Genomic DNA, 21,071 nt, shown 5'->3' with positions numbered 1-21,071 from the left:
GTGACGAGTTGGCGGGGTTCGTCTCGGGGTTGTTGCCCGCGTATATGGTGCCGTCGGTCTTGATGGTGCTCGATGAGCTTCCGCTCAACAGCAGTGGGAAGCTCGATCGTAGGGCGTTGCCTTCCCCTGTCTTCGAGGCTCGGAAGTTCCGGGCGCCGCAGACACCCGTCGAACAGGTTGTGGCGTCGGTGTTTTCCGAGGTGCTCGGGGTCGAGCGGGTCGGTCTCGATGATGATTTCTTCGCTTTGGGTGGTAACTCGCTGATCGCGACCCAGGTGGTCGCGCGCCTGGGTGCGACGCTCGGTACTCGGGTGCCGGTGCGGGTGCTGTTCGAGGCGTCCACCGTCGGGGAACTGGCGGTGCGGGTGGAGCAGGTGTCCGGTGGGGGTGCCGGGGTTCCGTTGGTTGCGCGGGTGCGTCCGGCACAGATTCCGTTGTCGTTGGCGCAGCAGCGGATGTGGTTCCTCAACCGGTTCGATCCGGATTCCACCGCATACAACATTCCGCTCGCCCTGCGGATGACCGGTGCACTGGACATCAGAGCGCTGCGCGACGCGGTCGCGGATCTGGTCTGCCGGCACGAATCACTGCGCACCGTCTACCCGGAGACGGAGTCCGGTCCGGTTCAGCGCATCCTTTCGGCGGCGCAGGCGTCGGTGGACCTGACCCCGGAAGACGTCACGGCGACAGACCTCGAGACCCGGATGCGCGAGATCGTCTCGGCCGGATTCGACGTGACGACGAACGTGCCCGTGCGTATGCATCTGCTGCGCGTGACCGACGAGGACCATGTGCTGGTGACGGTCGTGCACCACATCAGTGGCGACGGGTCCTCGATGGTGCCGCTGGTGCGTGACGTGATGACGGCGTATTCCGCGCGCACCGCCGGCACCGAGCCGGCATGGGCGCCATTGGAAGTGCAGTACGCGGACTACGCGCTGTGGCAGCGCGAGGTGCTCGGCTCCGAAGACGACCCGGACTCGACCGCCGCGAAGCAGCTCGCCTATTGGCGTGAGTCCCTGGCCGACCTGCCCGACCAGCTGGATCTCCCGCTCGATCGACCGCGGCCGGCACAGCAGAACTTCCGCGGCGACCGTGTGGAGTTCCGCATCGGTGCCGACCTGCACGGTGAGCTACGCGACCTCGCTCGGGCGCAGAATGCCACGGTGTTCATGGCCGTGCATGCCGCGTTCGCGGCGCTGCTCGCCCGGCTGTCGGGTTCCGGTGACATCGCGGTCGGCACACCCATCGCGGGCCGTGACCAGCAGGCAACGGACGACCTTATCGGCATGTTCGTCAACACGCTCGTGCTGCGGCTGCAGGTGGACGGCGGCAACTCCTTCGGTGATCTGCTCGTCGCTGCCCGTGAAACGGATCTGCAGGCCTTCGCGCATGCTGATATACCGTTCGAACGACTGGTCGAGGTCCTCAATCCGGCGCGCTCGACCGCACGGCACCCGCTTTTCCAGGTCGGATTCTCGTTCCAGAACCAGCGCCGCTCGGAACTCGAGTTGCCCGGTCTCGACGTGACGCCGATCGACCTCGAAGGTGGTGTCGCACAGTTCGACATGCATCTGATCGTTACCGACCGTTACCGCGAGGACGGAGCGCCGGACGGGATCGACGCCGTCCTCACCTACGCGACGGATCTGTTCGAGCGGGAGACCGTGGAAGCGGTCGCAGACAGGCTCGTGCAGCTACTCGGTGCGTTCGTCGAGGATCCCGCTGCGCCGGTCGGCGACCACCTTCTGCTTCTCCCGTCCGAGCGCCACGTTCTCGCCGAACGGAACGAGACCACCCACGACACCGGCGCATCCGCCACCCTCGTCGACCTGTTCGACGAGCAGGTCGACACCCGGCGTGAAGCCGTGGCCCTCGACTACGAGGGCAGGCAGTGGACGTACGGCGAGTTCGACTCGTCGGTGAACCGGCTCGCCCGTCATCTGATCTCGCTCGGTGTGGGACCGGAAGATCGTGTCGCACTTGCAGTTCGGCGCTCGCCTGAACTGCTGGTCGGGATGTATGCGATCGCCAAGACCGGCGCCGCGTATGTGCCTGTCGACCCAGCGCAGCCTGCCGAGAGGAACGCGTACATCCTCGACACCGCTGCACCCGCGGCGATCGTCACGACGAGTGCGGACCCGGTCGGACACGGGCAGGTTCGGGTGGTCGAACTCGACCGCGTCGACCTCTCGGATGTCGCGGACACGCAGGTCACCGATGTCGAGCGGACCGCGCCGCTGCGCCCGCACCATACGGCCTACGTGATCTTCACCTCGGGTTCGACGGGCAGGCCGAAGGGTGTTGCCGTTCCGCACGCCGCGATCGTGAACCAGTTGCTGTGGAAGCGCAGCTTCTTCGGACTCGGCTCGGACGATGCCGTGCTCCTCAAGACGGTCGCCACCTTCGACCTGTCGGTGTGGGAGTTCTGGTCGGCGCTCACGTCCGGTGCGCGTCTGGTCGTGGCAACTGCGGACGGTCATCAGGACCCCGACTACCTGCTCGGACTGCTCCGTGACCGCAACGTCACCACGTTGCACACCGTTCCGTCCATGCTGTCGATGCTCATGACCGTGGCGGCGGGCCCGCTTTCCCCGTCGCTGCGTCGCGTCCTCGCGATCGGCGAGGCCCTGCCAGCTCCGGTGGCACAGCAATTCCGCCAGGCGAATTCGGCGGCGCTGTACAACCTGTACGGTCCCACCGAAGCTGCCGTCTCGGTCACCGTTCACGAGGTCGACGATGCCGACACGGTCATCGTCCCGATCGGTGTGCCCGAGTGGAACACCGCCGTCCACGTTCTCGACGGGCGGCTGCGTCCGGTCGCCCCGGGTGTGGCAGGCGAGTTGTACCTCGCGGGCGCCCAACTGGCGCGTGGCTACCACGACCGCCCGGACCTGACGGCCGACAGATTCGTCGCGGATCCGTTCGGCGGCGGACGCATGTACCGCACCGGTGACATCGTGCGATGGAACCGGGACGGCCGACTCGAGTACCTCGACCGCGCCGACTTCCAGGTGAAGATTCGCGGATACCGGATCGAACTCGGTGAGATCGAGGTCGCTCTGCGCGACCTCACGGATGTGCGCGACGTCGCTGTCGTGGTGCGCTCCGACGCCCGGACCGGCGACCGGCTGATCGCCTACGTCGTTCCGGCCGAGGGGCGATTCGACGAGAACGATGTCCGTTCCGCACTTGCCGAACGGCTTCCGTCGTACATGGTGCCGTCGGCGTTCGTGGAACTCGATGCGCTGCCTCTCAACACCAACGGCAAACTCGACCGGGCGGCACTGCCCGATCCCGGCGTCGAGGCAGGCGTGTTCCGCGCACCGACCAATCCGGTCGAGGAAGTCGTCGCGGATACAGTGGCCGAGTTGCTCGGTGTGGAGCGGGCTGGTCTCGACGACGACTTCTTCGCCCTCGGCGGCAATTCCCTGCTCGCGACACAACTCGCGGCACGTCTCGGCGCGGCGCTCGACACGAAGGTGGCCGTGCGCAAGGTGTTCGAGGCACCCACGGTGGGGGCCCTTGCCGCCCATATCCAGCCTTCCGTCGGGGCGGGGGCTCGCGCCCCCCTCGTCGCCGCACCGCGGCCCGAACGTATTCCGTTGTCGTTGGCGCAGCAGCGGATGTGGACCCTGAACCGGGTCGATCCCGACTCCGGTGTCTACAACATCCCGGTTGCCGTTCGCTTGACCGGTGAACTCGACACCGAGGCCCTCCAGAATGCGGTCTCCGACCTGTTCGCGAGGCACGAGGTACTCCGGACCGTTTACCCGGACACCGAGGACGGCCCCGTGCAGGTCGTCCTGCCGGTTGCAAAGGTCGTTCCGGCTCTGACCCCGATCGATGTGACGCCCGGCGAACTCGTCGACCGTCTCACCGAGATCCTCGGCGCCGGATTCGACGTCACCGGTTCGCTGCCTCCGGTGCGGATGGGGGTGTTCCGGATCTCGGCGAGCGAACATGTGCTGGCCGTGGTGGCGCACCACATCGCCGCGGACGGTTACTCGATGCGACCGCTCGTCCGCGACGTGATGCTCGGCTACACCGCCCGTGCCCAGGGCCAAGCCCCGGGCTGGGAGCCACTCGAGGTCCAGTACGCGGACTACACCCTCTGGCAGCAGTCCGTCCTCGGTTCCGAGGACGATCCGGACAGCGAACTGTCACGTCAACTCGATTACTGGGCAAGCGAACTCGCGGGCGCACCCGAAGTGCTCGAGCTCCCCACCGACCGTCCACGACCGGCCCGGCAGTCCACCGCGGGTGCATCGATCACCTTCGACGTCGGTGAGGAAATCGCCGTCCGAATCGAGAAGGTCGCGCGGGAACACCACGCCACCGTATTCATGGCGATGCACGCCGCCTTCGCGGTGCTGCTCTCCAGGCTGTCCGGCAGCGACGACATCACCGTGGGCACTCCGACGGCGGGTCGTGGTGAAGAAGCACTCGACGGTCTCGTCGGCATGTTCGTCAACACCATGGTGCTCCGTACCCGCGTCACCGGTTCGTCGACGTTTTCGGACCTGCTGGAACAGGCGAGGGACAAGGATCTCGCCGCGTTCGGCAACGCGGACGTGCCGTTCGAGCAGGTCGTGGAACGTCTCGGCGTGCGTCGGAGCAGTTCCTATACACCGCTGTTCCAGGCGATGCTGACGTTCCAGAACATCGAAACAGGGACGTTCGAACTGCCGGGTCTGGCAGTGACTCCGCTCGGGACGGGCGTCGACCAAGCGAAATTCGATCTGCAGTGCACGATCGTCGAACAGTTCTCGCCGAGTGGTGCGCTTCAGGATCTCGCGGTGACCTTCACCTACGCCACGGCGTTGTTCGACGCGGCAACGGTGGAAACGTTCGGTCGGCGCTTCGTCCGGATCCTCGATGCCGTCGCCACCGACCCTCGCACGGTGCTGCGGTCGATCGACATCCGTTCGAACGAGGAACGTGCGCGTGCCGCGCGGCCGCGGAAGGCGCGAACGGTGGCGGATCTTCCCGCACTCGTGACGGCAGCAGCCACGGTCGCACCCGACACGGTGGCCTTCGCGCACGGTGAACGCGAAGTCACATTCGGTGAGTTCGCGCGACGCCTGGACACGATGACGACGACCACAGGCGGTGCGCTGACCGCGGAAGCGCTCGTATCGGTGGTGCTCAACGGGTTGGTGCCGGGAATGCTGCCCGAACTGGGGGCGGACGGCCTCGCGCAACTCGTGCGTGAGGTGATCGCCTCGGCGGAAGGAGTGATCTCCGCGGATTAGTTCTGCGTCGGTCCGTTCGGGATAATCGAGGATCGGATGTCGTTCGACGCTCGGACAGTACCGTCGGGGTCGCGTGAGCGATACAGCGAGCGCAGGTTATTTCAGGAGGATGGGGTAGATGACGAGTGACGTGGCGGGCAATCCGGCGTTGGCAATCGGCGATCTCCCTCGGGTGCTCGCCGCCGTGGCGGACGCCGAACCCGACCGTGTGGCACTGGTCGACGGAGAGACCCGGCTCACCTACGGCAGCCTGCATCAGGAGATCTCCACCCTCGATGCGGCGATGGGTGGCGCGCTCGGGTTCGACGCGCTTCTCCCCGTCGTGCTGTCGAACCTCGCTCCCGGACTGCTCGGCGGCGCAGGCCTTCCCGCGGTCGTCGAGTCGCTTCTCTCCGACGCCCTGGTGGTGCTCGGAGACGACGCGGTCGCGCCGGCGGCAGTCGATCCGAACACTCTCGCCGCAAGGTTCGAGGCGCAGGTGTCGGCGACACCGGACGCGACGGCGCTCCGATTCGAGAACGACACCCTCACCTATCGCGAATTCGACGCGCGTGCAAACCGGCTCGCGCGGCACCTGATCGGCCTCGGTGTGGGCCCCGATGTGCGCGTCGGTCTCGCCGTCCGGCGGTCCTTCGAGTTGCTCGTTGGCATGTACGCGATCGTCAAGGCCGGGGGCGCTTACGTGCCGCTCGACCCCGATCACCCGGCCGATCGGCTCGCGTACGTCCTCGAGATCGCCGAACCGGCAGTGGTCGTCACGACCGCACGCGACGAGGTGGACCTGCCCGCATCGGTCCCCACGGTGGCCGTCGACACGATCGACCTGTCGGGCGTCTCCGACGAACCCGTCCGGCCCGAGGAGCGTACGGGCGCCCTGACCGCCGACCACCTGGCGTACGTCATCTTCACCTCCGGGTCCACCGGCCGGCCCAAGGGCGTGGCGGTCGAACACCGCGCAATCGTCGCGAACATCGCCTGGCGTCAGGCCGAGTACGGAATGCGCGCCGACGACGTGGTCGTGCAGAAGACCCCGTTCACGTTCGACGTCTCGGTGTGGGAGTTCTTCTGGCCGCTACAGGTGGGAGCGTGCCTGACCATCGCAGCGCCCGACGGCCACCGCGATCCGGGGTACCTCGCCCGCACCATGATCGATCACGGCGTGACCATCGCTCATTTCGTACCGTCGATGCTCGCGGTGTACCTCGAGGAGCCGGCCGCTGCCGCTGTGACCTCCCTGCGCTACGTCTTCGCGTCCGGTGAGGCGCTGCCCCGGCAGACCGTGGCGCGCTTCCACGAGGTGTCGTCGGCAAGCCTGCACAATCTGTACGGCCCCACCGAAGCCGCCGTCGACGTCACCTACTACGCCACCGCGCCCGGCGACACCGTCGTCCCCATCGGTGCGGCGGTACCCGACACCGGCCTCTACGTCCTCGACGAGGGTCTCCGCCCGGTTCCCGACGGAACCGAAGGCGAGTTGTACCTCGCCGGTATCCAGTTGGCCCGCGGCTACCTGCAACGACCCGATCTGACCTCCGACCGGTTCGTCGCAGATCCCTTCGGGGACCCCGGCGACCGCATGTACCGCACCGGCGACCTCGTGAAGACGAACGCGGACGGGCAACTCGAGTACATCGGCCGCACCGACTTCCAGGTGAAACTCCGCGGACTGCGCATCGAACTCGGAGAAATCGAATCGGCGCTGCTCGACCACCCGGCCGTGCGCCGATCCGTGGTGGTGGTGCACAACGACCCGACACTCGGCGACCACCTCGTCGCCTACCTCGTCACTGACGGCCGCGACATCGACCGCACCGAACTCGCGGACGCGGTGCGGAGGCGTCTGCCCGAGTACATGGTGCCGTCGCTGTACGTCGCACTCGACGCCTTCCCCCTGGGTGCGAGCGGAAAACTCGACCGGAAGTCGTTGCCGGAACCGGACTTCAGCTCACTCCAGCGGAAGTACCGGGCACCGTCCACACCGACCGAACACGCGGTGATGGCGGCCTTCGAACAGGTTCTCGGCGTCGAAGGACTCGGCGTGGACGACGACTTCTTCGATCTCGGCGGCAACTCCCTCAGTGCGACCCGTGTGGTGGCCCGACTCGGTGCCGACCACAACGTCCGTATCGACGTCCGCGGGTTCTTCGACGCGCCGACCGCCGCAGAACTTGCGGTGCTCGTCGACGCCGCCGCGGCTGCCGGCGGCGACACGCGTGCGCCGCTGGTCGCCCAGGTCCGTCCGGATCGGGTGCCGTTGTCGCTGGCGCAGCAGCGGATGTGGTTCCTCAACCGGCTCGATCCCGACTCTGCGGTGAACAACATCGCGCTGGCGATACGGCTCGTGGGACGGGTCGAGGTCGAGGCCCTGTCGTCCGCGGTCTCCGACGTGATCGCCCGGCACGAGTCGCTCCGGACCATCTACCCGGACGACGAGGGTGTCGGCAGTCAGCAGGTGCTGCCGGCCTCGGAATTCGTCGTCGACGTGACGCCCGAACCGATCTCCCCGAACGACGTGGTCGCCCGCGTCACCGACATCGTCTCCGAAGGATTCGACGTCACCCGTCAGGTGCCGTTCCGGGTGCGGGTGCTGCGTGTCTCCGACCAGGAGTACGTGCTGGTGGCGGTGGTCCACCACATCTCCGCCGACGGGTTCTCCGCCGGCCCCCTGACACGGGACGTCATGTCCGCCTATGTGTCCCGGGCCTCGGGTAGTGCTCCGCAGTGGGAACCCCTCGAGGTGCAGTACGCCGATTACGCCCTCTGGCAGCGCGAGGTGCTCGGCAGCGAAGACGACCCGTCGTCGCTCATGGCACAACAACTCGACTATTGGCGCCGGACGCTGGCGGAGCTTCCCGACGAGCTGGAGCTTCCACGGGATCGCCCGCGCCCCGCGGTGGCGAGCAACCGAGGAGCGTCGCACCGGCTCGACGTGGGTCCCGACCTGCGTCGTCGTATCGCAGAGCTCGCGCGCCGGCAGGGCTCGACCGAGTTCATGCTGGTACACGCCGCGTTGGCAGTGCTGCTCGGCCGCTTGTCGGGTACCGAGGACATCGTCGTCGGATCACCTGTCGCCGGTCGCGGGGACGCCGCGCTGGACGATGCGATCGGCATGTTCGTCAACACCCTGGTCCTCAGGACTCCGATCGACACCTCCCGGTCGTTCGACGAGGTGCTCGGCAGCGTGCGCGACGTGGACCTGGAGGCGTTCGCGCATGCGGATGTGCCGTTCGAGCGGTTGGTCGAGGTGCTCGATCCTGCCCGTTCGCAGGCGCGTCATCCGCTCTTCCAGGTGATGCTGACCTTCCAGAACATGCCCGTCACATCCCTCGAGCTCCCCGGCCTGTCGGTCGAGTCACTGGAATTCGACACGGCGATCGCGAAGTTCGATCTGCAGGTGACCGTCACCGATCTGGCCGGGTCGGGTGAGCAGTCGAAGGGTTTCGGTATCGAGTTCACGTATGCCACCGATCTGTTCGATGCCGCAACAGTCGAGGGCTTCGCGGAGCGGTTCGTGCGGATCCTCGAGGCGGTGGTGGCTGATCCGTCGTGTCGGGTGGGGGATATCGATCTGCTGGGCGCCGATGAGCGGGTGACGGTGCTCGAGCGGTGGAACGATACGTCGCATCCGGTGCCGGAGTCGACGTTGCTGGATCGGTTCGATGCGCAGGTCCTTTCGAATCCCGACGCGATTGCGGTGGTGTTCGAGGGCGAGTCGTTGACGTATGCGCAGTTCGATGCGCGGGTCAATCGTCTTGCGCGGTATCTGATCTCGCGGGGTGTGGGTCCGGAGACGATGGTCGGGTTGGCGGTGCGCCGGTCGTTGGATCTGCTGGTGGGGATGTATGCGATTGTGCGGGCCGGTGGCGCGTATGTGCCGATCGATCCGGATCATCCGGCCGATCGGATTCGGCATGTGCTCGATATTGCTGATCCGGTGTGTCTGGTGACGACGGCCCGTGATGGGTTCGAGGTGCCGTCCGGGGTGGATGTCGAGGCGATAGAGATCGATCGGCTGGATCTGGAAGGGTTCTCTGCCGAGCGGATCGGTGACGACGAGCGGCGCAGTGTCCTGCGTCCGGACAACACGGCGTATGTGATTTTCACGTCGGGTTCGACGGGCCGGCCGAAGGGTGTGGCGGTCTCGCACGGGGCGATCGTCAATCGTCTCGAGTGGATGCAGCACGAATACTCGCTCACCGGAGCGGATGTGGTGTTGCAGAAGACGCCGTTTACGTTCGATGTGTCGGTGTGGGAGTTTTTCTGGCCGTTGGGTGTGGGTGCGCGGTTGGTGGTTGCTGCTCCGGACGGTCATCGGGATCCGGTGTATCTGGCGACGGTGATGGCGGAGCGCAGTGTGTCGGTGGCGCATTTTGTGCCGTCGATGTTGGCGGTGTTCGTGGCGGAGGCGTCGGTGGGGGCGGCGTCGTCGTTGCGGTTGGTGTTCGCTTCGGGTGAGGCGTTGCCCGCGTCGGTGGCGGGCCGGTTGATGTCGGTGCTGCCGGGGGTGCGGTTGCACAATTTGTATGGTCCGACCGAGGCCGCGGTGGACGTGACGTTCCACGAGGTCGTCGACGCCGATACCGTGTCGGTTTCGATCGGTGCGCCGGTGTGGAATACGCAGGTGTTTGTGCTCGACAGCCGACTCGCGCCGGTGCCGGTGGGTGTGGCGGGTGAGTTGTATCTGTCGGGTGTGCAGTTGGCTCGTGGGTATGTGGGTCGGCCGGATTTGTCGGCGGAGCGGTTTGTGGCGTCGCCGTTCGGTGTGGGGGAGCGGTTGTATCGCACGGGTGATGTGGTGCGGTGGAACGCCGATGGGGAGTTGGAGTACATCGGTCGTTCCGATTTTCAGGTGAAGTTGCGGGGGTTGCGGATCGAGCTCGGTGAGATCGAGGCGGCGTTGGTGTCGCACGATTCGGTCGCTCAGGCTGCGGTGGTGGTGTCGGCCTCGGATCTCGGGGATCAGTTGGTGGGCTTTGTGGTGCCTGTTGTGGGGGCCACGGTGGATCGCGGCGAGTTGGTGCGGTTTGTTTCGGGGTTGTTGCCGGGGTATATGGTGCCGTCGTTGTTTGTGGTGCTCGATGCGTTTCCGCTCAACAGCAGTGGCAAGCTCGATCGTAAGGCGTTGCCTTCGCCCACTTTCGAGACTCGTGAGTTCCGGGCGCCGCAGACTGCTGTCGAGCAGACTGTGGCGTCGGTGTTCGCCGAGGTGCTCGGTGTCGAGCGTGTCGGTGCGGACGATGATTTCTTTGCGCTGGGTGGTAACTCGTTGATCGCGATGCAGGCGGTCGCGCGCCTGAGTGCCGCACTCGATACGCAGGTGCCGGTGCGGGTGTTGTTCGAAGCCTCGACCGTCGAAGCGCTTGCGGGTCTGCTCGAGTCGTCGTCGTTTGCGGGTCGGGTGCCTCTTGTGGCCGGCACTCGTCCGGCGCAGATTCCGTTGTCGTTGGCGCAGCAGCGGATGTGGTTCCTCAACCGGTTGGATCCGGGGTCGGCGGTCAACAACATTCCGGTGGCGATCAGGTTGTCGGGATCGTTGGATGTCGATGCGTTGCAGGCCGCGGTGTCGGATGTGGTGGCGCGGCACGAGTCGTTGCGGACGGTGTATCCGGAGGTCGACGGGGTCGGTTTCCAGAAGGTGCTCGGTGCCGGCGACGCGGTCGTGGAGGTGCGCGCTCTGGACGTGGCTGCCGAGGATGTTGCGGGGCGGGTCGCCGAGGTTGTGGGTGCCGGTTTCGATGTGACGCAGCAGGTTCCGATCCGGGTGCAGTTGTTGCGTGTTGCGCCGGAAGAGCACATTCTGGTTGTGGTGGTTCATCACATCTCCGGCGATGGGTTCTCTATGGCGCCCCTGACTCGTGATGTGGTCACCGCGTACGCAGCGCGGGCCGCGGGCCGGGAGCCGGGGTGGTCGGCGCTCGAGGTGCAGTATGCGGATTACACGTTGTGGCAGCGTGAGGTTCTCGGTGACGAGTCGGATCCGGAGTCGCTGCTTGCGCGGCAAACCGAGTTCTGGCGCACTGCTTTGGCGGATCTGCCGGAGGAGTCGACGTTGCCGGCGGATCGGCCTCGTCCGGTGGTGTCGAGTTACCGGGGCGCCTCGCACGGTTTCGTGATCGATGGTCGTATTCGTGCGGGTATCGCCGAGGTGGCACGCCGCAGTGGTGCAACGGAATTCATGGTCGTCCATGCTGCGTTGGCCGTGTTGCTGTCACGGTTGGGCGCGAGTTCCGATGTTGCGATCGGGACGCCCGTCGCGGGTCGTGGTGAGGCTGCGCTCGATGATCTGGTGGGTATGTTCGTCAACACGCTCGTATTGCGGACGTCGGTTGATGGTGGGGTCCCGTTCGGGGAGTTCCTCGATACCGTTCGGGGGACAGATCTCGATGCGTTCGCGCATGCGGATGTGCCGTTCGAGCGGTTGGTGGAGGTGCTCGATCCTGCGCGTTCGCAGGCGCGTCATCCGTTGTTCCAGGTGATGCTGACTTTCCAGAATTTGGCGGCTGCGGAGCTCGAGCTGCCCGGTCTGAGTGTCTCGGGTGTCGACTTCGATGCGCAGATCGCGAAGTTCGATCTGCAGGTGACGTTGTCGGACGGGTTCGCGGAGGATGGTTCGCCGGACGGCTTCCATGCGGAGTTCACCTATGCCACCGATTTGTTCGATGCTTCGACGGTCGAGGGGTTCGCGGAGCGGTTCGTGCGGATTCTCGAGGCAGTGGTGTCTGATCCGTCGGGTCCGGTAGGGGATATCGATCTGCTGGGCGCTGATGAGCGTGTTGCGGTGCTCGAGCGGTGGAACGATACGTCGCATCCGGTGGCGGAGGCGACGTTGCTGGATCGCTTCGACGCGCAGGTTGCTGCGTCGCCGGATGCGGTCGCGGTGGTGTTCGAAGACGAGTCGTTGACGTATGTGCAGTTCGATGCGCGGGTCAATCAGCTTGCGCGGTATCTGATTTCGCGGGGTGTGGGTCCGGAAACAACCGTCGGGTTGGAGGTGCGCCGGTCGTTGGATCTGTTGGTCGGGATGTATGCGATCGTGCGGGCCGGTGGCGCGTATGTGCCGATCGATCCGGATCAGCCTGCCGAGCGCAACGCCTACATCGTGGAGATGGCGTCGCCGGTGTTGGTGGTGTCGACGTCGCGGGACGGGTTCGACGTTCCGGTGTCGGTGCCGGTGGTGTCGATCGACACTCTCGATCTTGCCGAGGTGTCGGCCGCGCCGGTCTCGGACGAGGAGCGGATTTCGCCGCTGCGACCCTCGAATACCGCATACGTGATTTTCACGTCGGGTTCGACGGGCCGGCCGAAGGGTGTGGCGGTCTCGCACGGGGCGATTGTCAATCGTCTGGAGTGGATGCAGCACGAATACTCGCTCACCGGAGCGGATGTGGTGTTGCAGAAGACGCCGTTCACGTTCGATGTGTCGGTGTGGGAGTTTTTCTGGCCGTTGGGTGTGGGTGCGCGGTTGGCGGTTGCTGCTCCGGACGGTCATCGGGATCCGGCGTATCTGGCGAAGGTGATGGCCGAGCGTGGTGTGTCGGTGGCGCATTTTGTGCCGTCGATGTTGGCGGTGTTCGTAACCGAGGCCGGGGTCTCGGATCTGTCGGGTCTGCGGTTGGTGTTCGCATCGGGTGAGGCGTTGTCGCCGCCGTTGGCGGCGCGGGCGCGGGCGGTACTTCCGGATGCTGCTGTGCACAATTTGTACGGTCCGACCGAGGCTGCGGTGGATGTGACGTTCCACGAGGTGTCCGATGCCGATGTGGTGTCGGTGCCGATCGGTGTGCCGGTGTGGAATACGCAGGTTTATGTGCTCGACGGTCGACTGGCGCCGGTGCCGGTGGGTGTGGCGGGTGAGTTGTATCTGTCGGGTGTGCAGTTGGCTCGTGGGTATGTGGGGCGGCCGGATTTGTCGGCGGATCGTTTTGTGGCGTCGCCGTTCGGGGCGGGTGAGCGGTTGTATCGCACCGGTGATCTGGTGCGGTGGACAGGCGACGGTGAGTTGGAGTACATCGGTCGTACCGATTTTCAGGTGAAGTTGCGGGGGTTGCGGATCGAGCTCGGTGAGATCGAATCTGCTCTTCTGGGCTTGGACGGCGTCGGTCAGGCCGTGGTGCTGGTGCGTGCGGATGCGCATGCGGGTGAGCAGTTGGTGGCGTATGTGGTGCCGGCTGCGGGTGCGTCGGTGGATTCTGTGGTGTTGTCGCGTCGGTTGGGTGCGGTGTTGCCGGCTTATATGGTGCCGTCGGCGATGGTGGTGCTCGATGAGTTGCCGGTGGGTTCGTCGGGCAAGTTGGACCGTAAGGCGTTGCCTTCCCCTGTCTTCGAAGCTCGGGAGTTCCGGGCCCCGCAGACACCCGTCGAACAGGTTGTGGCGTCGGTGTTTTCCGAGGTATTGGGCGTCGAGCGGGTCGGTCTCGATGATGATTTCTTCGCTTTGGGTGGTAACTCGCTGATTGCGACCCAGGTGGTCGCGCGCCTGGGTGCGGCACTCGATACTCGGGTGCCGGTGCCGGTGCGGGTGCTGTTCGAGGCGTCCACCGTCGGGGAACTGGCGGTGCGGGTGGAGCAGGTGTCCGGTGGGGGTGCCGGGGTTCCGTTGGTTGCTCGGGTTCGGTCGTCGGAGATTCCGTTGTCGTTGGCGCAGCAGCGGATGTGGTTCCTCAACCGGTTGGATCCGGGGTCGGCGGCGAACAACATTCCGGCGGTAATCAGGTTGTCGGGATCGTTGGATGTCGATGCGTTGCAGGCCGCGGTGTCGGATGTGGTGGCGCGGCACGAGTCGTTGCGGACGGTGTATCCGGAGATCGACGGAGTCGGTTTCCAGAAGGTTCTGCCTGTCTCGGGGACCGTCGTCGAGGTGCTTGGGGAGACCGTCGCGGCCGACGAGGTCCCGGCACGTGTCACGGAGATCGCGACTGCCGGTTTCGATGTCACGCAGCAGGTTCCGATCCGAGTGCGGCTGCTGCGAATCACGCCGGAAGAGCATGTGCTGGTTGTGGTGGTTCATCATATTTCCGGTGACGGGTTCTCGATGGGGCCGTTGACCCGGGATGTGGTCACGGCGTATGCGGCGCGGGCTGCGGGCGCGGTCCCGGGGTGGTCGGTTTTGGAAGTCCAGTATGCGGATTACACGTTGTGGCAGCGTGAGGTTCTCGGTGACGAGTCGGATCCGGAGTCGCTGCTTGCGCGGCAAACCGAGTTCTGGCGCACTGCTTTGGCGGATCTGCCGGAGGAGTCGACGTTGCCGGCGGATCGGCCTCGTCCGGTGGTGTCGAGTTACCGGGGCGCCTCGCACGGTTTCGTGATCGATGGTCGTGTTCGTGCGGGTATCACCGAGGTGGCCCGTCGCAGTGGTGCAACGGAATTCATGGTGGTGCATGCCGCTCTTGCGGTGATGCTGTCGCGGTTGGGTGCGAGTTCCGATGTTGCGATCGGCACGCCGATCGCGGGGCGTGGTGAGGCTGCGCTCGATGATCTGGTGGGCATGTTCGTCAATACGTTGGTGTTGCGGACGTCGGTTGATGGTGGGGTGTCGTTCGGGGAGTTCGTCGATGAGGTCCGCCGGGTGGATCTCGATGCTTTTGCGCATGCGGATGTGCCGTTCGAGCGGTTGGTGGAGGTGCTCGATCCGGCGCGTTCGCAGGCGCGTCATCCGCTGTTCCAGGTGATGTTGACTTTCCAGAATATGGCGGCTGCGGAGCTCGAGTTGCCTGGTCTGAGTGTCTCGGGTGTGGACTTCGATGCGCAGATCGCGAAGTTCGATGTGCAGTTGACGTTGTCGGAGGGGTTCGCGGAGGACGGTTCGCCGGCCGGTTTCCGTGCGGAGTTCACCTATGCCACCGAGCTGTTCGATGCTTCGACGGTGGAGACGTTCGCGGATCGGTTCGTGCGGATCCTCGAAACGGTGGTGTCTGATCCGGCGCTGCGGGTGGGGGATATCGATTTGCTGGGCGCCGATGAGCGTATTGCGGTGCTCGAGCGGTGGAACGATACGGCGCGTCCGGTGCCGGAGTCGACGTTGCTGGATCGGTTCGATGCGCAGGTCGCTGCGTCGCCGGATGCGGTGGCGGTGGTGTTCGAGGGCGAGTCGTTGACGTATGCGCAGTTCGATGCGCGGGTCAATCGGCTTGCGCGGTATCTGATCTCGCGGGGTGTGGGTCCGGAGACGACGGTCGGGTTGGCGGTGCGCCGGTCGTTGGATCTGCTGGTGGGGATGTATGCGATCGTGCGGGCGGGCGGCGGGTATGTGCCGATCGATCCGGATCAGCCTGCCGAGCGTAATGGTTTCATTGTGGAGTCGGCGGCGCCGGTGTTGGTGGTGTCGACGACGCGGGACGGGTTCGAGCTTCCCGAGTCCGAGTTCGGGTCCGGGTCGGTGCCGGTGGTGTCGATCGACACTCTCGATCTTGCCGAGGTGTCGGCCGCGCCGGTCTCGGACGAGGAGCGGATTGCGCCGGTGCGGCCGTCGAATACGGCGTATGTGATTTTCACGTCGGGGTCGACGGGGCGGCCGAAGGGTGTGGCGGTGTCGCATTGTTCGGTGGTCAATCAGGTGTCGTGGTTGACAGCCGAGTACGGGTTGTCGCCGGAAGATGTGGTGTTGCAGAAGACGCCGTTCACGTTCGATGTGTCGGTGTGGGAGCTGTTCGGCGGGTTGGCGGCGGGTGCGCGTGTGGTGATCGCGAGCCCTGATGGGCATCGGGATCCGGCGTATCTTGCTGGCGTGATCGGTCGGGAGCGGATTACTGCGACGTCGTTTGTGCCGTCGATGCTTGCGGTGTTCGCTGCTGTCGCCACGCGCGAGGAGTGCGCGTCGTTGCGTGTGGTTCTTGTTGCGGGTGAAGCGTTCCCTGCGGCTTTGGTCGATCAGTGTGCTGCTCTGGGGTTGCCGCGGTTGCACAACTTGTACGGTCCGACCGAGGCGACGGTGCATGTCACGGCGGGGCCGGCCGAGGCGGGTAGTGCGGGTGCGGTTCCGATCGGGACACCTGTGTGGAATACGCAGGTGTTTGTGCTCGACAGCCGACTCGCGCCGGTGCCGGTGGGTGTGGCGGGTGAGTTGTATTTGTCGGGTGTGCAGTTGGCTCGTGGGTATGTGGGTCGGCCGGATTTGTCGGCGGAGCGGTTTGTGGCGTCGCCGTTCGGTGCGGGGGAGCGTCTTTATCGCACGGGTGATCTGGTGCGGTGGAATGCCGATGGTGCGTTGGAGTACATCGGTCGTTCCGATTTTCAGGTGAAGTTGCGGGGGTTGCGGATCGAGCTCGGTGAGATCGAATCTGCTCTTCTGGGCTTGGATGGTGTCGGTCAGGCTGTGGTGCTGGTGCGTTCGGATGCGCATGCGGGTGAGCAGTTGGTGGCGTATGTGGTGCCGGCTGCGGGTGCGTCGGTGGATTCTGTGGTGTTGTTGCGTCGGTTGGGTGCGGTGTTGCCGGGCTATATGGTGCCGTCGGCGATGGTGGTGCTCGATGAGTTCCCGCTCAACAGCAGTGGCAAGCTCGATCGCAAGGCGTTGCCTTCCCCTGTCTTCGAGGCTCGGGAGTTCCGGGCGCCGCAGACAACCGTCGAACAGGTTGTGGCGTCGGTGTTTTCCGAGGTGCTCGGTGTCGAGCGGGTCGGGCTCGATGATGATTTCTTCGCCTTGGGTGGAAACTCACTGATTGCGACCCAGGTGGTCGCGCGCCTGGGCGCGGCACTCGATACCCGGGTGCCGGTGCGGGTGTTGTTCGAGGCGTCCACCGTCGGGGAGCTGGCGGGGCGGCTGGAGCAGCTCTCCGCTGGTGATGCCGGGGTGCCGTTGGTTGCTCGGGTTCGGCCGGCGCAGATTCCGTTGTCGCTGGCGCAGCAGCGGATGTGGTTCCTCAACCGGTTGGATCCGGGGTCGGGGGCGAACAACATTCCGGCCGTAATCAGGTTGTCGGGCTCGTTGGATGTCGATGCGTTGCAGGCGGCCGTGTCGGATGTCGTCGCGCGACACGAGTCGTTGCGGACGGTATATCCGGAGATCGACGGAGTCGGTTTCCAGAAGGTGCTCGGTGCCGACGACGCGGTCGTGGAGGTGCGTGTCGAGGACATCGCGGCCGACGAGGTGCCGGCACGTGTCACGGAGATCGTGACGACCGGTTTCGATGTCACGCAGCAGGTTCCGATCAGGGTGCGGCTGCTGCAGATCACGCCGGAAGAGCACATTCTGGTTGTGGTGGTTCATCACATCTCGAGTGACGGGTTCTCGATGGGACCGCTGACTCGTGACGTGGTCACCGCGTATGCGGCGCGGGCTGCGGGCGCGGTCCCGGAGTGGTCGGCGTTGGAAGTCCAGTACGCGGATTACACGTTGTGGCAGCGTGAGGTCCTCGGCGACGAGTCCGATCCGGAGTCGTTGCTCGCGCGGCAATCCGAGTTCTGGCGCACTGCTTTGGCGGATCTGCCGGAGGAGTCGACGTTGCCGGCGGATCGGCCTCGTCCGGTGGTGTCGAGTTACCGGGGCGCCTCGCACGGTTTCGTGATCGATGGTCGTGTTCGTGCGGGTATCACCGAGGTGGCCCGTCGCAGTGGTGCAACGGAATTCATGGTGGTGCATGCCGCTCTTGCGGTGATGCTGTCGCGGTTGGGTGCGAGTTCCGATGTTGCGATCGGGACGCCCGTCGCGGGGCGTGGTGAGGCTGCGCTCGATGATCTGGTGGGCATGTTCGTCAATACGCTCGTATTGCGGACGTCGGTCGATGCGGGGGTGTCGTTCGGGGAGTTCGTCGATGAGGTCCGCCGGGTGGATCTCGATGCTTTTGCGCATGCGGATGTGCCGTTCGAGCGGTTGGTGGAGGTGCTCGATCCTGCGCGTTCGCAGGCGCGTCATCCGCTGTTCCAGGTGATGCTGACTTTCCAGAATATGGCGGCTGCGGAGCTCGAGCTGCCCGGTCTGAGTGTCTCGGGTGTGGACTTCGATGCGCAGATCGCCAAGTTCGATCTGCAGGTGACCGTCACCGATCTGGCCGGTGCGGATGAGCAGTCCCAGGGCTTCGGTATCGAGTTCACGTATGCGACCGAGCTCTTCGATGCTTCGACGGTGGAGGGCTTCGCGGAGCGGTTCGTGCGGATCCTCGAGGCGGTGGTGGCTGATCCGTCGTGTCGGGTGGGGGATATCGATCTGCTGGGCGCCGATGAGCGGGTGAGGGTGCTCGAGCGGTGGAACGATACGGCGCGTCCGGTGCCGGAGTCGACGTTGCTGGATCGGTTCGATGCGCAGGTCGCTGCGTCGCCGGATGCGGTGGCGGTGGTGTTCGAGGGCGAGTCGTTGACGTATGCGCAGTTCGATGCGCGGGTCAATCGGCTTGCGCGGTATCTGATCTCGCGGGGTGTGGGTCCGGAGGCGACGGTGGGGTTGGCGGTGCGCCGGTCGTTGGATCTGCTGGTGGGGATGTATGCGATCGTGCGGGCGGGCGGCGGGTATGTGCCGATCGATCCCGACCATCCGGCCGATCGCATCCGGCATGTGCTCGATATTGCTGACCCGGTGTGTCTGGTGACGACGGCCCGCGATGGGTTCGAGGTGCCGTCCGGGGTAGATGTCGAGACGATGGAGATCGATCGGCTGGATCTGGCGGGAGTCTCTGCCGAGCGGATCGGTGACGAGGAGCGACGGGACGCGCTCCGCCCGGACAACACGGCCTACGCCATCTTCACGTCCGGTTCGACGGGCAAGCCCAAGGGCGTGGCCGTGACGCACCGCGCGATCGTCAACCAGATCGACTGGATGCTGCACGAGTTCGCGATGACGTCGGAGGATGTGTATTTCCAGAAGACCGCCACGACGTTCGACGTGTCGTTGTGGGGGTTCTTCATGCCGCTGAGTGTGGGTGCGAAGTTGGTACTCGCGACTCCGGACGGACACCGCGATCCGATATATCTGTCGGAGGTCATTGCGCGGGAGAAGGTGACGATCACCGATTTCGTGCCGTCGATGCTGACCGTGTTCGCGGCGCACGCTGCTGCAGAATCGTGCAGCACGTTGCGGGAGATCTTCGTCATCGGTGAAGCGCTGCCGCCGGAGACGGTCGACGGGGTGCGCCGTATCAGTGCGGCGGGGATCGACAATTTGTACGGGCCGACGGAAGCTGCGGTGTCGGCTACGTTCTGGCAGGCGCCGTCGGAGGGATCGGTCGATGTTGTGCCGATCGGTGAGCCGGAATGGAACGTGCAGGTGTACGTGCTGGACGGCCGCCTGCGTCCGGTGCCGGCCGGGGTGCCGGGTGAGTTGTACCTCGCCGGCGTGCAGTTGGCGCGCGGGTATGTGCGCCGGCCGGATCTGACGTCGGATCGGTTCGTGGCGAACCCGTTCGGGCCGGCCGGGGACCGGATGTATCGCACCGGTGATCTGGTTCGGTGGAGTAGCGACGGTGAACTGGAGTACATCGGGCGCACTGATTTCCAGGTGAAGTTCCGGGGCCAGCGCATCGAGTTGGGTGAGATCGAGAGTGCGTTGCTGGCGCACGGCTCGGTCAGTCAGGCTGCGGTCGTGGTCTCGTCGTCGGGCGCCGGGGATCAACTCGCGGGGTATGTGGTTCCGGTTCCCGGGGCCACCGTAGATCGTGGTGAGTTGATCGAGTTCGTGTCCGGGTTGTTGCCGTCGTACATGGTCCCGGGCGCTGTGGTGGTTCTCGATGAGTTCCCGCTCAATACGTCGGGCAAGCTGGATCGGAAGGCGTTGCCGGCGCCGGAGTTCGAAGCCCGCGAATTCCGGGCGCCACGGACCCCGGTGGAAGAGATTGTGGCGTCGACGTTCGCCGGCGTGCTGGGTGTCGAGCGGGTCGGGCTCGACGACGATTTCTTTGCAATGGGTGGCAACTCGCTGAACGCCACGCAAGTGGTCGCACGGCTGGGCTCGGCGCTCGACACTCGGGTGCCGGTGCGAGCCCTGTTCGACGCACCGACCGTCGAGGCGTTGGCCGCACACGTCGGGCAACATGCCGGCTCGGGGGGAACGGTGCCTCTCGTTGCTGGGCCGCGTCCGGACCGGGTTCCGTTGTCGCTGGCGCAGCAGCGGATGTGGTTCCTCAACCGGTTCGATCCCGACTCCGTGGCATACAACCTGCCGATCGCGTTGAGACTCAGCGGACGACTGGATCTCGCTGCACTGCAGGCAGCCATCCGCGATGTGCTCGAACGACACGAAATGCTGCGCACCTCCTACCCGCAGTCGGACGACGGTGCCGTTCAGATCGTGTTGCCGGTCTCATCGGTAGCGCCCGATCTGGAGCCCGCCCGGACGGACTGGGATCAGTTGCCCGGCCTCGTTCGTGAGTTGGCGAATACGAGTTTCGACGTCACCGCCGAGGTTCCGATCCGAATTCGCCTGTACGCGGTGGGGGACGACGAGATCATCGTCGCCTTCGTCGTCCATCACATCTCTGCCGACGGTTCTTCGATGGGACCACTGACCCGTGACCTGGTTGCGGCCTATGTGGCGCGTTCCGGCGGATACGAGCCCGGCTGGGAACCGCTTCCGGTGCAATACGCCGACTACTCGTTGTGGCAGCGTGAGGTACTCGGTGACGAGTCGGACCCGGAGTCGTTGGCGGCCAAGCAGATCGCGTTCTGGAAACAGTCCTTGGACGGCCTTCCCGATCAGCTGGACCTTCCGACCGACCGGCCACGGCCGGCGGAACAGTCCTTTGCCGGCGACAGGGTCGAGTTCGACATCGACGCTGATTTGCATCGTAAGCTGGTTGAGCTCGCGCGAGCGCGGAATTCGACGTTGTTCATGGCGGTGCATGCGGCTTTCGCTGTGTTGCTCGCGCGTTTGTCGGGCACCGAGGACATCACGGT

General features: G+C 65.4%; 2 protein-coding genes. Both read left to right on the top strand.

Annotated elements, in window-relative coordinates; all coding sequences use genetic code 11:
* Positions 1–5,255: non-ribosomal peptide synthetase (locus tag HF877_RS20985; protein WP_169623133.1), on the top strand; the 5,255-nt coding region annotated here is incomplete at its 5' end.
* A 118-nt stretch (positions 5,256–5,373) separates the two neighbouring features.
* Positions 5,374–21,071, top strand: a 15,698-nt coding sequence (locus HF877_RS20980; protein WP_169623132.1) for a non-ribosomal peptide synthase/polyketide synthase, incomplete at its 3' end; no start/stop codon positions are given.

It is taken from the genome of Rhodococcus sp. BL-253-APC-6A1W (assembly GCF_012843405.1).
Lineage (GTDB): Bacteria > Actinomycetota > Actinomycetes > Mycobacteriales > Mycobacteriaceae > Rhodococcus.
The sequence above is the reverse complement of the archived record's forward strand: the minus strand, read 5'-3'. Positions and strand labels throughout refer to the sequence as shown.